We start from the raw sequence: 13,256 nt of genomic DNA on the forward strand, positions 1-13,256 counted from the left end.
ATGCTGGACGCGCTGGAGATCGACCTCACCGCCGTCGTGGCGGAAGAGCCGGACCCGCTGCTCTTCGCGACGGTCTCGGGCGCCCACCTCTACGGCTTCCCCTCCAAGGACTCCGACGTCGACCTGCGCGGAGCGCACCTGCTGCCGGCGGCGGAGCTGCTCTCGCTCCGCGACCCGCAGGAGACGCGCAGCCGCATGTGGTTCCGGGACGGCACCGAGATGGACCTCGTCACGCACGACCTGCGCAAGTTCGTCCGGCTGATGCTGAACCGCAACGGCTATGTCCTGGAGCAGCTGTTGTCCCCCCTGGTGGTGCACACGACGCCGGCCCACGAGGAACTGGTGGCGCTGGCCCCGGGCGTCCTGACCTCCCACCACGCGCACCATTACCGGGGCTTCGCGAACACCCAGTGGCGGCTCTACGGGAAGACGGCCGAGCTCAAGCCGCTGCTCTACACCTTCCGGGCGCTGCTCACCGGTATCCACCTGATGCGCTCGGCGCAGGTGCAGGCGCACCTGCCCACGCTGCTCGACGAGGTACCCGAGGCGCCGGGGTACCTGGCCGCGCTGATCGAGGCCAAGGCCGAGGCCGAGCACGGGGCGGCCGACGGGGTCGACGCGGCGCGGGTGGAAGGGGACGTCGAGGCGCTGCACGGGGTGCTGGCGGCAGCCCAGGACGCCTCGCCGTTGCCGGAGCATGCGGACGCCTTCGACGCGCTCGACGAGTTCGTCGTACGGCGGCGGGTGCCTTAGGCCGTCGCCGACGCCCGGCGGGTGCGCAGGAGGAAGTCCTCGACGCGGGGGAGGTCCGGGGCCCCGGGGAGGGGCGTCGTGGGGAGCGCGGCCTCGGTTTCCTCCGTCAGGCGGGTCATCCACGCGTCGACCTCCTCCCACGTGAGTTCGCCGCGACGGACCGCGAGGAGGCGGTCGCGGTAGGGGGTCGCGTCGATCACCAGGCGGCCCGTGCGCAGCAGGTCGCGGCAGGACAGGAGCAGGCGCAGCAGGTGCATGGCGTGCTTCCAGCGCGGGGCGCCGTGGTTGCGGAGGTCGCCGAGGAGTTTGCCGCGCTGGGAGACGGCGTACCGGCTGAAGGTGGTGTGGGCCTGGCGGGAGAGGAACGCCTCGCGGAGCGAGAGGAGTTCCTCTCCGACCGGGGTGAGGTCCTCGACGAGGGGGGAGTGCAGGACCTCCAGGACGTTCGGGTTGGCGCGCAGCGCGAGTTCGCACGTGCGCTCCAGCTCCCACGAGAACTCCTCGTCCCGGGGCCCTTCCACGTGCGTCGGCGGCTTCTCGAAGCGCCAGAACAGCGGCGTCGGGGCGAGGTAGACACCGCGCCTGTCGGTGTCGCTCGCCTCCGTCGCCAGGCCGAACGCCCTCGAACCCATCACGCACGAGTAGACCGTGTGCTCCCTGACCAGGGAGAGTTCGAGCGGCTCGGGGGTCGGTTCGTGCTGGTTGGCCTCGTTCATCCCGCGAGGCTAGTGCCGGGTCCCCGGGCTAGGCGAGCGAGATTTCGCCCGCCGGGGAGACGGTGATCTTCTTCTCCGCCAGCGGCTTGGTGGCCGGGCCCTTGGCCACCGCGCCGTCCGTGTCCTTGAACTTGCTGCCGTGGCACGGGCAGTCGATGGTGCCGGCCTCCACCTTGTTCACCAGGCAGCCCGAGTGCGTGCATACCGCGGTGAAGCAGCGGAAGTCGCCCGCCGTCGGCTGGGTGACGACCAGCTTCTCGTCCTTGAGGACCGTGCCGCCGCCGACCGGCACCTCCGAGGACTTGATCAGGGCCTTGGCGTCCGCGGCCGGAGCCGAGGACGAGGCGGACGCGGAGTTCTGGGCCGTGGGCGCGCTGCCGCCCTCGGACGAAGGCTTCGTCTCGTCGGCTCCGCCGCACGCGGTCAGGACGCCGCCTGCCAGGACGCTCGCGCCGGCCGCCAGTACGGTGCGCCGGGCAGCGCGGGTGGGGTCGCTCATGATTTCTCCTCGGGTGATCGCCGGGATGGCGAGAGGCATCCTGGCGCGTGACGGGCCTCAACAACACCCCGCCACGCCTTGACTCAGCCCTCCGGAGGCCGGGGAACGAGTTCCGCCGGCGCACCTGGGGCGCGTACCACCTCCCACACGCGCACCACGGCCTCCCGGTTCAACGGGCCGTGGACGTGCGGGTAGCGGATGCCCGCTTCACCCTCCCGGCGGACCTCGCTGGTGAGGGCGCGCTCGTCGAGTTCCACGGCGAGCAGGGTTCCCGGTACGCCGCCGTAGTGCGAGGCGGCGATCGCCAGCGCGGTCTGCGGATCCGCCGAACAGTGCACGAAACCCTCGGATTCGAGGGAGGACGGGGCGTACGGGCGCTCGGGATCGGCGCTCCAGTCGGCGAGCGGTACGAGGTGGAAGATCATGCAGATCGTTCTACCGCAGCCGGTGCGCGGCTCTGCGCCAAGTGGCAGATGTGCCCTTATTGGGTGACATTGTCCGTATCTCGAAGCCGGGTACGCCGATTTCCGCGCGCCCGGTCCCTCATCGAAAGGCATCACCATGGCGGGCAATGACCTCGGCTCCCTTCTCGGCGGCCTTCTCGGCGGCAGCGGCGGACAGGGCGGCGGTGGCGGCGGCAACATCCTGGGCTCCCTCCTCGGCGCCCTCATGGGCGGCGGCGGTGGCGCCGGCGGCGCCCAGGCTGCCGGAGGCGCGGGGAACAACCCGCTCGGCGGGCTGCTGGACATGCTGACCAAGTCGGGTCTGACCGACCAGGCGCAGTCCTGGGTCGGTACCGGAGAGAACCAGCCGGTCAGCGGCCCGGAGATCGCCAAGGCCCTGCCGGACGAGACCCTGGCCAAGGTCGCCGAGCAGGCGGGCGTCACCCCCGAGGCGGCCGCCGACCAGATCGCGCAGGCGCTCCCGCAGGCCGTGGACAAGCTGACCCCGCAGGGCTCGGTGCCGACCGGCTCGCTGGAGGACATCATCAAGCAGCAGAACCTCTGAGCGAGCCTCCGAGCGCCCCGGTCCTGCCGCGGGCGGTCCCCGAGGGCCCGGCGTCCCGTCCCAGCGGACGGGACGCCGGGCCCTCGAGGCATTCCCGCTGGCTACCCTGAGGCAGGCACCGCACCGCCGTCACACCCCTGTACCCCTGGAGCACCCCGTGAGAACCGCCGTCGTCATCGGAACCGGACTGATCGGCACCTCCGCGGCGCTCGCCCTCGCCGCCCGCGGCATCGCCGTCCACCTGTCCGACCGCGACCAGGGGCAGGCCCGTACGGCCGCCGCGCTGGGCGCCGGCACGGAGGAGCCCTACCAGGGCAAGGCCGACCTCGCGGTCATCGCCGTACCGCCCGCCCACGTGGCCGCCGCCCTCGCCGACGCCATAGGCCGTGACCTGGCCCGCGCCTACGTGGACGTGGCCAGCGTCAAGGGCGGACCGCGCCGGGAGCTGGACGCGCTCGGCGTGGACACCAAGGCGTACATCGGCACCCACCCGATGGCGGGCAAGGAGCAGTCCGGCCCCCTCGCGGCCTCCGCCGACCTCTTCGAGGGCCGGCCCTGGGTGCTCACGCCGACCCGGGACACCGACCACGAGGTGCTGAACCTGGCCCTGGAACTGGTGGCCCTGTGCCGGGCCGTCCCGGTGGTCATGGACGCCGACGCGCACGACCGCGCCGTAGCGCTGGTCTCCCACACCCCGCAGCTCGTCTCCAGCATGGTCGCGGCCCGGCTGGAGGAGGCCGACGAGACCGCGGTGCGGCTGTGCGGACAGGGCATCCGCGACGTGACCCGGATCGCCGCCTCCGACCCCCGCATGTGGGTGGAGATCCTCTCGGCCAACCCGGGACCCGTGGCGGACGTGCTCTCCGGGATCGCCGCCGACCTGGAGGAGACCGTGGAAGCCCTGCGGGGCCTGCAGTCGGCCGACGAGGACAAGCGCCGGGACGGGGCGGCCGGCATCGAGGACGTACTGCGCCGCGGCAACGCGGGCCGGGTCCGGGTCCCGGGCAAGCACGGGGCCGCGCCGACGGTCTACGAGACGGTGGCCGTCCTCATCTCCGACCAGCCGGGCGAACTCGCCCGGATCTTCGCCGACGCCGGCCGGGCCGGGGTCAACATCGAGGACGTGCGGATCGAGCACGCGACCGGGCAGCAGGCGGGCCTGGTCCAGCTGATGGTCGAACCCCGTGCCGTGGCCGGACTCCAGGCGGAGCTGCGCGAACGCGGCTGGGCGCTGCGCCAGCCGTAGGCGAGGCGCCAGGCCCCCGGAGGCCGGGCCCGGTGCGGGCCCGGACCTGCCCCCGGGGCCGCCCCGAGCCCGTACCAGGCCCGGCCCGGGGCCGCACGTCGACGCCCCGGCGGGCGGCGGCGAAAAGCCCGGTAACCTGGAGGAGGGGCGCTATTGGCGCGCCCGGACACGTACGCGCAACCAGGAAGGTGCCCGCACCGTGGAAACCGCAGCTCCGACCGCCGTGATCGTCGCCATCGACGGTCCCTCCGGCACGGGCAAGTCCAGCACTTCCAAGGCCGTGGCCGCCAAGCTCGGGCTGCGCTACCTGGACACCGGTGCCCAGTACCGGGCCATCACCTGGTGGATGATCACCAACGGCATCGACATCGACGACCCGCAGGCGATCGCCCTCGCGGCGGGCAAGCCGGTCATCGTGTCCGGCACCGACCCGTCCGCCCCGACCATCACCGTCGACGGCCAGGACGCCTCCGGCCCGATCCGGACCCAGGAGGTCACCTCCAAGGTCAGCGCCGTGAGCGCCGTCCCCGAGGTGCGCACCCTGATCACCGAGCTCCAGCGCTCCATCGCCGCCGAGGCGGCCGACGAGGCCGACGGCATCGTCGTCGAGGGCCGGGACATCGGCACCACCGTGCTGCCCGACGCCGACCTGAAGATCTTCCTCACCGCTTCCGCCGAGGCCCGCGCGGCCCGCCGCAGCGGCGAACTGCGGGGCAAGGAGGCCGCCGACCTCGCGGCCACCAAGGAAGCGCTGATCAAGCGCGACGCCGCCGACTCCGGCCGCAAGACCTCACCGCTGGCCAAGGCCGGCGACGCGGTCGAGGTGGACACCACCGAGCTCACGCTCGACAGGGTCATCGAGTGCGTCGTGACGCTGGTGGAAGAGAAGCGGGGCCGCGCGTGAGCGATACGCCCTCCCTCAAGGGTGCGGCGGTCGGCCGGAGGATCGGCATCGGGCTCATGTACGGCCTCTGGAAGCCGCGCGTGCTGGGGGCCTGGAAGGTCCCCGCCACCGGCCCCGTCATCCTGGCCGTGAACCACTCGCACATCATCGACGGCCCCATGCTGATGGGGACCGCGCCCCGGCCGCTGCACTTCCTGATCAAGAAGGAGGCGTACGTCGGTCCGCTCGGCCCCTTCCTCGAAGGGATCGGGCAGGTCAAGGTGGACCGCTCCGGCACCGACCGGAGCGCCGTCAGCCGGGCGCTGGGGGTGCTGGAGAACGGCGGGGCCCTGGGGATCTTCCCCGAGGGAACCCGGGGCGAAGGCGACTTCGCCTCGCTGCGCGCGGGCCTCGCGTACTTCGCGGTCCGTGCCGGTGCGCCCATAGTGCCGGTCGCCGTCTTCGCGGACACCGAGCGGCGCGGCCGGGTCGTCAAGGCCCTGCCGCCGCTGAAGAGCAGGGTCGACATCGTCTTCGGCGATGCCTTCGACGCCGGGGACGGCAGTGGCCGCCGTACCCGTACCGCGCTGGACCAGGCCACCGTACGCATCCAGGACCGGCTGACCGCCCACCTGGCCGACGCCAAGCGCCTCACCGGGCGCTGAGCGAGACTTGACCTAGTAGTGGAACCGCGCTGCGCGGGCCCCACCGATCACCACGAACGACGAGGAACGGACTTCATGAACGACCAGCAAGACCACGGAGCACTTGGCGATGCCGAGTACGCGGAGTTCATGGAGCTCGCCGCGGAAGAGGGCTTCGACGTCGAGGACGTCGAGGGTGCCCTCCAGGAAGCCGGCCACGGCCCGCTGCCCGTCCTCGCCGTCGTCGGCCGCCCGAACGTCGGCAAGTCGACCCTGGTGAACCGGATCATCGGCCGCCGCGAGGCGGTCGTCGAGGACAAGCCCGGCGTCACCCGCGACCGCGTCACCTACGAGGCCGAGTGGGCCGGCCGCCGGTTCAAGGTCGTCGACACCGGCGGCTGGGAGCAGGACGTCCTCGGCATCGACGCCTCCGTCGCCGCCCAGGCCGAGTACGCCATCGAGGCCTGCGACGCGGTCGTCTTCGTGGTGGACGCCAAGGTCGGCGCCACCGACACCGACGAGGCCGTCGTCCGCCTGCTGCGCAAGGCCGGCAAGCCCGTCGTCCTGTGCGCCAACAAGGTCGACGGCCAGAGCGGCGAGTCCGACGCGGCCTCGCTGTGGTCCCTGGGCCTCGGCTACCCGCACCCGGTCTCCTCCCTGCACGGCCGCGGCACCGGCGACATGCTCGACGCCGTCCTGGAGGCCCTGCCCGAGGCCCCCGAGCAGACCTTCGGCACCGCCATCGGCGGCCCGCGCCGGATCGCGCTCATCGGCCGCCCGAACGTCGGCAAGTCCTCCCTCCTGAACAAGGTGGCCAAGGAGGACCGCGTCGTCGTCAACGAGATGGCCGGCACCACCCGCGACCCGGTCGACGAGCTGATCCAGCTCGGCGGGGTCGTCTGGAAGTTCATCGACACCGCGGGCATCCGCAAGAAGGTCCACCTCCAGCAGGGCGCCGACTACTACGCCTCGCTGCGTACGGCCGCCGCCGTGGAGAAGGCGGAGGTCGCGGTCATCCTGATCGACACGACCGAGAACATCTCCGTCCAGGACCAGCGCATCATCACCATGGCCGTCGAGGCGGGCCGCGCGATCGTGATCGCGTACAACAAGTGGGACGACCTCGACGAGGAGCGCCGCTACTACCTCGAGCGCGAGATCGAGACCGAGATGCAGCAGGTCGCCTGGGCTCCCCGGGTGAACGTCTCGGCGCTCACCGGCCGCCACATGGAGAAGCTGGTCCCGGCCATCGAGACCGCGCTCGCCGGCTGGGAGACGCGCATCCCGACCGGCCGTCTGAACGCCTTCCTCGGCGAGGTCGTCGCCGCCCACCCGCACCCGATCCGGGGCGGCAAGCAGCCGCGCATCCTGTTCGGTACACAGGCGGGCAGCAAGCCGCCGCGGTTCGTCCTCTTCGCCTCGGGCTTCCTGGAGCACGGCTACCGCCGCTTCATCGAGCGCCGCCTGCGCGAGGAGTTCGGCTTCGAGGGGACCCCGATCCACATCTCGGTCCGCGTCCGCGAGAAGCGCGGTGCGCAGCACAAGCGCAAGATGTAGTGCGACGTCGGTAGGGCCGCCGGGGCTAGTAGCCCCGGCGCGGAGCGGGCGGCAGGGCCGCCGGGATGTGCTGCATCCCGGTCTGGTGCTGGCGCCCGTTCGCGTATCCGGCGCCGGCGTACGAGTACTGCGGCTGCGGGGCCGGCGAGGGCTGCCAGGCGTCCGCCTGCTGCCCGGCGTGCTGTCCCGTCGACTGCCATGAGGAACCGTTCCAGCCGCTCCCGTAGGAGCTCGTGGAGCCCGCCGCGGAGCCGCTGCCGTACGCGCCCGCGCCGCTGCCGTACGCGCCGCTGTAGGAGCCCCCGTACGAGAACGCCGTGAAGCCGAGGTCCTCCTCGCCCGTGCGGTCGCCGGGCAGGGCCCGGAAGGCGCGCAGGTACTCCGAGTACAGCGTGTCGTAGATGGGCGTGTGCGAGGCGGCGGGAGAGCTCCCCAGCTCCCGTACGGGGCGCATCGGGGGGACGCTGCTCGGATAGGACGGGGCGCGGGAGACATCGTAGGAATGCACGTATCAGCCAACGAAACCGGCGGCCCACGGATGCGGGGTGGCGGGACGGAAAACGCAGATCGCCGGGGGTGCGCGGGACGGACCGCGCACCCCCGGCGCACGCCGCCCGGCCCCCTCTGCGGGGGTCGGACGGCCGTTTCGGGGACGGAAGACGGAGCGGCGGGCGGGAGCCCGGGGAGGGCCGCAGAGCCGGGGCCTCAGGCGCCCGGGGTGCCCGCCAGCGGCATCGAGGCGGCGACCAGCTTGCCGTTGCGGGCGGCCTTGTCCAGGGCGTCGCGCAGCAGGTCCTCGCGGGGCTGCTGGCCGATGGTGCCGACGGGGGCGGCGTAGACCAGGACGCGCTGCGTCTTGTTGACGGCGGCCCGCCAGCCGTCGGTGACCGACAGCGGCCGGTGCGCCTGCCACCAGGCGATCTGGCCGGGCTGGAGCACCGAGTGCAGCTGGCCCGCGGCGAGCAGGATCGACCAGCCGGTCAGGGCCTGCGGGACCTCTTCGGTGTCGGTCATGGGGATGAAGCCCTGCTCGATGAGGAGCGGGAGGAAGTCGTCGCCGGGACCGGTGGTGCCGGGGCGCGCGATGGGCGCGGTCGGCTCCACCACGAGGGCGGGGTGCAGCTCCCCGTTGATCAGGATCAGGCCGCTGGTGATGCCGAGGACGGCCTGGCCGCCGGGCACGGACTGCGGCACGTCGCCGGCGGGGGAGGCCGCCGGGGCGGGGCTGTCGCCCGTGATGGAGCGGACGGCGCCCTGGAGGTCCGCCTCGGGGACGGAGACGACCTGCGAGGGGATGCAGCCGGCGTGGGCGAAGGCCAGGACGGCCGTCTCGTCGCCGACGAACAGCACGGTGCTGGTCTGCTCGCGCTCGGAGTCGCCGGGGGTGCGGCAGGAAGTGCAGTCGTAGCTGCCGGGGGATCCGTCACCTGCGAGCAGCCGCTCGGCTTCCTCGTCGCCGATCTCGGCACGTACCTCATCACTGACTTCGAGCATGCGCGGCACGGGGTGGCTCCTCGGACTAGGCGTGCGGGGCCGGGGGTTCCGGCTCGCCGGGCTCAACGGGGGAGTGGCGGCCGGGGTCACGCCGTTTGAGGGAACGGAATCGAACCGGACCCCCGAAGGAGTGAACGGTCCGACCGGGCCGTTGTTTTCGTGCCAACTCTTTTTTGGTTGTGCGCAGTTGATGGCCGGTGCTGGTCGTTTGCGCGGTGGGCCGAGCGGGTGGGGGCGCGGAGGGCGCGGTGTGGCGAGCGCGGGGGGTGGTACGGGGCTGCGTAGCGTGACGCGATGCGCAACTTCGGGGTTCCGGGTGGGGTGGGCGCGGCGGCGCTGGCGCTCCTCTTGCTCGCATCGGCGGCGGCGGTCGCGGCGCCGCCCCCGCCCAGGCCGGGGGCGCCCGGCCGGTCGGTGGACTGCGGGCCCGGCGGGCAGTGGCCCTGGGACTGCGTGGCCGACTGCGAGAGCGGGGGCCGCTGGGCGGTGAACACGGGCAACGGCTTCTACGGCGGACTGCAGTTCTGGCAGCCGACGTGGGAGGAGCACGGGGGGCTGGCCTTCGCGCCGAGGGCGGACCTCGCCACGCGGGAGCAGCAGATCCGGGTGGGGGAGGAGCTGCTGGGGAGCCAGGGCTGGGAGGCGTGGCCCGTGTGCGCGAAGCGGTACGGGCTGGCGGGGCGGATGCACGTGGTGCGGAAGGGGGACACGCTGGTCGGGATCGCGCGGCGGCACCGGGTGCGGGGTGGGTGGCAGGCGCTCTATGCGGTGAACCGGGTGGTGGTCGGGCCGCGGCCGGAAGTGCTGCGGATCGGCGTGATGCTGGTGCTGCCGGCGGTGCGGACGGATCCGCCGGCGCAGGCGCCGCAGTCCCCGCCGGCATCGCAGGCCCCGTCGGCGCCGCAGTCCCCGCCTGCATCCCAGCCCCCGTCGGCGCCGCAGTCCCCGCCGCCCGGGGCCGTTGCGAGCCCGGCCGCGTCGGCCGTGCCGGGCGTGCTGCCCCCGGGGGCGTCGGCTGTGCCGCGCCGGGGGGACCTGTCCGTGAGTCCCGGTCCGGTGGGGGGATCGAGGGTGTAGGCGGTGGGCTGGTGCGGGTGGGTTGGCCCTGCGGGGCTGGGTCCCCTACCCGCCCTTCCACCGTTCCCCGGGCTCCGCCCGGACCCGTTGCCGGGTGCGGCGCCGTTGCCGGGGGCCGGCCCCCGGACCCCCGCTCCTCAAACGCCGGAGGGGCTGGATTTCGGCCCGCGCGAGCTGGAATGGACCGGAGGGGCTCCGCGGGGCTGGGGTGTCAGGCCGGGTGGCCGAGGGCTGGGTCGTGGTCGGGGGTGGGCTGGGCCGGGATGCGGGGGGCGGTCGGTTCGGGGCCCGGCTGGGCGGGGAGGCGGATCTGGGCCGGCTCGGGGTCCGCGCACTCCATCGTGCGGGGGAGCTTCAGGGCCATCGCCGCGCCCGCCAGGAGCAGCGCCGCGCTCACCAGCAGCGTGACGTGCAGCCCGTGGACGAAGGAGTGCCGGGCGGCCGTGAACAGGGACTCGCCCGCCGGGCCGCCGAGCCGCGTCGCGATCTGGTAGGCCTCGCCCAGCGAGTGCGAGGCCCCGGCGGAGTCGGCCGCCGACACCCCCGGAACCGCTGCCAGGCCCGGCGCGTAGGCCGCGTTCATCACGCTGCCCAGCAGGGCGATGCCCATGCCCGCACCGAGCTGGTAGGAGGTCTCCCCGATCGAGGCGGCGCCGCCCGCCGTCGCGGCCGGAGCCTCGCTCAGCATGGACTCGTAGGCCGCGAAGAGGGTGGTCTGGAGGCCGAAGCCGAGCAGGACGAAGCCGGCCGTCAGCAGGACCGGGCGGTCGTGCTGACCCATGAGGGTCAGGAGCAGGACCGCGCCGGCGGTCAGGACGAAGCCCAGCGAGACCATCCTGCGCGGGCCGGTCCGGGCCAGCGTGTAGGAGCCGGTCGCGCCCGCCGCCATCGCGGCGAAGGTGAGCGGGAGCAGGCGCAGCCCGGTCTCCAGCGGGCTCAGGTGCAGCACGAGCTGGAGGTACTGGACGGCGATCAGTTCCAGGCCGACCAGCGCCAGCATGGCCAGCACGATGCAGCCCACGGAGGTGGTGAAGGCCGGCCGGGAGAACATCCGCATGTCGATCAGCGGGTGCGCGCGGCGCTTCTGGCGCCGTACGAAGAGCACGAGCAGCGCCGCCCCGATCAGCAGCGGGACCAGTGCCTGCGGGTCGGTGAGGTGGCGCTCGGCGCCGAGCCGCTTGATCCCGAGGACCGAGCCGAGCACGCCGCCGGCGGCCATGAGCGCGCCGAGCACGTCCCAGGGCCCGTCGGAGGTGCCCTTGGACTCGGGCAGCAGCCACCGTCCCAGCGGCAGGATCATGACCATGAGCGGGATGTTGATCAGGAAGACCGAGCCCCACCAGAAGTGCTGGACCAGGAAGCCGCCGAGGACGGGGCCGCTGGCCGCGCCCACGGCGGCGACGGCGGTCCAGATGCCGATGGCGAGGGCCCGCTCGCGCCGGTCGGGGAAGACCTGGCGCAGGATCGACAGGGTGGCGGGCATGATCATCGCGCCGCCGACGCCCAGCAGGGCACGGGCCGCGATCAGGACCTGGGCGTTGTCGGCGAGGGCGGCCAGGGCCGAGGCCGCGCCGAAGAGCCCGTAGCCGAGGAGCAGGACGCGGCGGCGGCCCACGCGGTCACCGAGGGTGCCGAAGAGGATGAGGAGGGCGGCGCAGACCAGCGGGTAGGCGTCGACGATCCAGAGCAGCTCCATCGGGCCGGGCCGCAGGTCTTCGGAGACGGAGGGAACGGCGACGTGCAGGATCGTCGCGTCGAGCGCGACGAGCACCAGGCTCACGCAGAGGACCGCCAGTACGGCCCAGCGGTTGGCCCCGCCGGAGGCCGCGCCGAGTCGCCGCAGTCGCTGCCGGGGGGAAGGGGTCCTGTCGCCGGTCGTGTTCGTCCCCGACATGCATGTACCTCCCAGGTGATCCCTCGCACTCGGCGGACCAGCGTCTTCTCGGAGCCACGGGTGGGGAGGGTGGCGTCCTACGGGGTCCGGCGTCGACACGCGAGTGAAGGGTCAGCGTACGCGAGTTCGGCTGTCCGACACGTGGTCAAGCTCTCATCCCGCCGCCGGCTGCGATGTGGTGTGCGCCACTCGTTCCACCTCGGCCCCTCCTGCCCGGGCGCGCCTGCCCCCGACCTCGATAATCATGCCCGTGAAGGATCTTGGATTTCGTCGGGCCGCGCCCGCTCTGGCCGTGTTCGTGGCGGTTCGGCTGCTGGGGCTGGCCGTGCTCACGGTGTGGGGGGCGGCGGCCGGCAGTAGCGCGCACACCTTGCTCTCGGCCCGCTGGGACTCCCTCTGGTACGCCCGGATCGCCACCGAGGGGTACGGGTACGAGGTGGCGCTCCCGAACGGCGACGTCCACTCCAACCTGGCCTTCTTCCCGCTGCTGCCCTGGCTGGAGCGGCTGGTGTCGGCCGTCACCGGGCTCGGCCACGGATCCGCGGGCCTGGTGGTGTCGGCGCTCGCCGGGCTCGCCGCGGCCTGGGGGATCTTCGCGGTCGCCGAACTCCTCCACGGCCGCCGGGCCGGGGTGTTCGCCGTCGCGGTCTGGGCCGCGCTGCCCGTCGGGATCGTCCAGTCGATGGCGTACAGCGAGTCGCTGTTCACCGCGCTGGCCGCCTGGAGCCTCTACGGGATCCTGCGCGGGCACTGGCTCACGGCCGGCCTGCTCGCGGCCGGGGCGGGGCTGACCCGCCCGGTCGGAGCCGCCGTGGTCGCGGCGGTGTGGGTGGGCGCCGCCCTGGCCCTGCGCGGCGGGGAACGCTCCTGGCGGCCGGTGGCGGGGGCGCTGCTGGCCCCGCTCGGAGCGGCGGCGTACGTGCTGTGGGTGGGCGCGCGCACCGGCGGCGGCCTGACCGGGTACCTGGACGTACAGGGCGGCTGGGGAAACGGCTTCGACGGCGGCTGGGCGTTCGCCCGGTTCATCGGGGCGCGACTGGCCTCGCCGGCCTTCGCCGCCGGGATCGGGCTGATCGCCGGGGTCGCACTGGTGCTGTGGCTGTACGCGCTCTGCGTGCGGCGGCGCCAGCCGCTGCCGCTGCTGGTGTACGCCGGGATCGTGGTGGCGCTGGCCCTGTGCGCCTCCGGGTACTTCGGCTCCAAGCCCCGGCTGCTGCTCCCCGCCTTCCCGCTGGTGTTCCCGCCGGCGGTGGCGCTGGCCCGGTGGCGGACGGGCCGGGCGGCCGCGGTGCTGGGTGCGGCGGCCGTCGCCGCGGCCGCGTACGGGGCCTTCTGGCTGAACGGCTCGGGGCCTCCGTAGGCCCGGGATCACGGAATGGATCGTTCCGTTCCATCTTCGGGCAAAGTAATTGACCGGGACTGATAAATGCGGCCTAAGTATGCGAGGAAAAGACCGGAGGAAGGGGCCTCCGTCACTCCAACCAA

14 protein-coding genes are annotated in these 13,256 nt (G+C 73.4%); 8 read left to right on the forward strand and 6 right to left on the reverse strand.

What is annotated here, in order from left to right:
• Positions 1-753: a nucleotidyltransferase domain-containing protein gene (locus tag OG276_RS29840; protein WP_266909918.1), complete on the forward strand. Its 753-nt coding sequence runs from the start codon at positions 1-3 to the stop codon at positions 751-753.
• Here OG276_RS29840 and OG276_RS29845 read toward each other — a convergent pair.
• The 3 genes from OG276_RS29845 to OG276_RS29855 form a co-directional block, all read right to left on the reverse strand.
• A complete protein-coding gene (locus tag OG276_RS29845) occupies positions 750-1,469 on the reverse strand; it encodes a nucleotidyltransferase domain-containing protein (RefSeq protein ID WP_266909920.1) in 720 nt (239 codons plus the stop codon). The two genes, OG276_RS29840 and OG276_RS29845, sit on opposite strands and share 4 nt — an antisense overlap.
• Positions 1,470-1,497: 28 nt before the next feature.
• The gene (locus OG276_RS29850) at positions 1,498-1,968 is read right to left on the reverse strand and encodes a Rieske (2Fe-2S) protein (protein ID WP_266909922.1); all 471 of its coding nucleotides are present in this window, start codon (positions 1,966-1,968) and stop codon (positions 1,498-1,500) included.
• An 83-nt stretch (positions 1,969-2,051) separates the two neighbouring features.
• A complete protein-coding gene (locus tag OG276_RS29855; RefSeq protein WP_266909924.1) occupies positions 2,052-2,393 on the reverse strand; it encodes a DUF952 domain-containing protein in 342 nt (113 codons plus the stop codon).
• Between the two features lie 136 nt (positions 2,394-2,529).
• On the opposite strand from OG276_RS29855, the gene OG276_RS29860 reads away from it, so the two are divergent.
• From OG276_RS29860 to der, 5 genes are all read left to right on the forward strand, one after another.
• Positions 2,530-2,976 carry a YidB family protein gene (locus OG276_RS29860; RefSeq protein ID WP_266909926.1) on the forward strand — a complete coding sequence of 149 codons (447 nt, stop codon included), beginning with the start codon at positions 2,530-2,532 and terminating at the stop codon, positions 2,974-2,976.
• Positions 2,977-3,133: 157 nt separating this feature from the next.
• On the forward strand, positions 3,134-4,222 hold the full coding sequence (locus tag OG276_RS29865; protein ID WP_266909928.1) for a prephenate dehydrogenase: 1,089 nt from the start codon (positions 3,134-3,136) through the stop codon (positions 4,220-4,222).
• A 199-nt stretch (positions 4,223-4,421) separates the two neighbouring features.
• Positions 4,422-5,126 (forward strand): (d)CMP kinase, encoded by a 705-nt coding sequence (gene cmk / locus OG276_RS29870; RefSeq protein WP_266909930.1) that lies wholly within the window; start codon positions 4,422-4,424, stop codon positions 5,124-5,126.
• Positions 5,127-5,182: 56 nt separating this feature from the next.
• Positions 5,183-5,770 (forward strand): 1-acyl-sn-glycerol-3-phosphate acyltransferase, encoded by a 588-nt coding sequence (locus tag OG276_RS29875; protein ID WP_266913226.1) that lies wholly within the window; start codon positions 5,183-5,185, stop codon positions 5,768-5,770.
• A gap of 75 nt (positions 5,771-5,845) precedes the next feature.
• The gene (gene der, locus OG276_RS29880) at positions 5,846-7,306 is read left to right on the forward strand and encodes a ribosome biogenesis GTPase Der (RefSeq protein ID WP_266909932.1); all 1,461 of its coding nucleotides are present in this window, start codon (positions 5,846-5,848) and stop codon (positions 7,304-7,306) included.
• Between the two features lie 25 nt (positions 7,307-7,331).
• Here der and OG276_RS29885 read toward each other — a convergent pair whose 3' ends face one another.
• Positions 7,332-7,760 (reverse strand): hypothetical protein, encoded by a 429-nt coding sequence (locus OG276_RS29885; RefSeq protein ID WP_266909934.1) that lies wholly within the window; start codon positions 7,758-7,760, stop codon positions 7,332-7,334.
• 251 nt (positions 7,761-8,011) lie between these two features.
• Positions 8,012-8,809, reverse strand: a complete 798-nt coding sequence (locus tag OG276_RS29890) for a hypothetical protein (protein ID WP_266909936.1) — start codon at positions 8,807-8,809, stop codon at positions 8,012-8,014.
• 285 nt (positions 8,810-9,094) lie between these two features.
• Between OG276_RS29890 and OG276_RS29895 the strand changes: the two genes are divergently transcribed.
• A complete protein-coding gene (locus tag OG276_RS29895; RefSeq protein ID WP_323182373.1) occupies positions 9,095-9,877 on the forward strand; it encodes a transglycosylase family protein in 783 nt (260 codons plus the stop codon).
• 211 nt (positions 9,878-10,088) lie between these two features.
• On the opposite strand, the gene OG276_RS29900 is transcribed toward OG276_RS29895, so the two are convergent.
• Positions 10,089-11,771, reverse strand: a complete 1,683-nt coding sequence (locus tag OG276_RS29900; protein WP_266909938.1) for an MFS transporter — start codon at positions 11,769-11,771, stop codon at positions 10,089-10,091.
• Between the two features lie 250 nt (positions 11,772-12,021).
• Between OG276_RS29900 and OG276_RS29905 the strand changes: the two genes are divergently transcribed.
• Positions 12,022-13,131, forward strand: a complete 1,110-nt coding sequence (locus OG276_RS29905) for a hypothetical protein (RefSeq protein WP_266909940.1) — start codon at positions 12,022-12,024, stop codon at positions 13,129-13,131.
• Positions 13,132-13,256: the final 125 nt, after the last annotated feature.

The sequence above is a fragment of the Streptomyces sp. NBC_00086 genome (assembly GCF_026343255.1).
Taxonomy (GTDB): Bacteria; Actinomycetota; Actinomycetes; order Streptomycetales; family Streptomycetaceae; genus Streptomyces.

Bases quoted from the DNA above. Each gene is read 5' to 3' on its own strand.
- OG276_RS29840 (WP_266909918.1), top strand. From the start codon at position 1: ATGCTGGACGCGCTGGAGATCGACCTCACCGCCGTCGTGGCGGAAGAG.
- OG276_RS29845 (WP_266909920.1), bottom strand. From the start codon at position 1,469: ATGAACGAGGCCAACCAGCACGAACCGACCCCCGAGCCGCTCGAACTC.
- OG276_RS29850 (WP_266909922.1), bottom strand. From the start codon at position 1,968: ATGAGCGACCCCACCCGCGCTGCCCGGCGCACCGTACTGGCGGCCGGC.
- OG276_RS29855 (WP_266909924.1), bottom strand. From the start codon at position 2,393: ATGATCTTCCACCTCGTACCGCTCGCCGACTGGAGCGCCGATCCCGAG.
- OG276_RS29860 (WP_266909926.1), top strand. From the start codon at position 2,530: ATGGCGGGCAATGACCTCGGCTCCCTTCTCGGCGGCCTTCTCGGCGGC.
- OG276_RS29875 (WP_266913226.1), top strand. From the start codon at position 5,183: ATGTACGGCCTCTGGAAGCCGCGCGTGCTGGGGGCCTGGAAGGTCCCC.
- der (WP_266909932.1), top strand. From the start codon at position 5,846: ATGAACGACCAGCAAGACCACGGAGCACTTGGCGATGCCGAGTACGCG.
- OG276_RS29885 (WP_266909934.1), bottom strand. From the start codon at position 7,760: ATGCGCCCCGTACGGGAGCTGGGGAGCTCTCCCGCCGCCTCGCACACG.
- OG276_RS29895 (WP_323182373.1), top strand. From the start codon at position 9,095: ATGCGCAACTTCGGGGTTCCGGGTGGGGTGGGCGCGGCGGCGCTGGCG.
- OG276_RS29900 (WP_266909938.1), bottom strand. From the start codon at position 11,771: ATGTCGGGGACGAACACGACCGGCGACAGGACCCCTTCCCCCCGGCAG.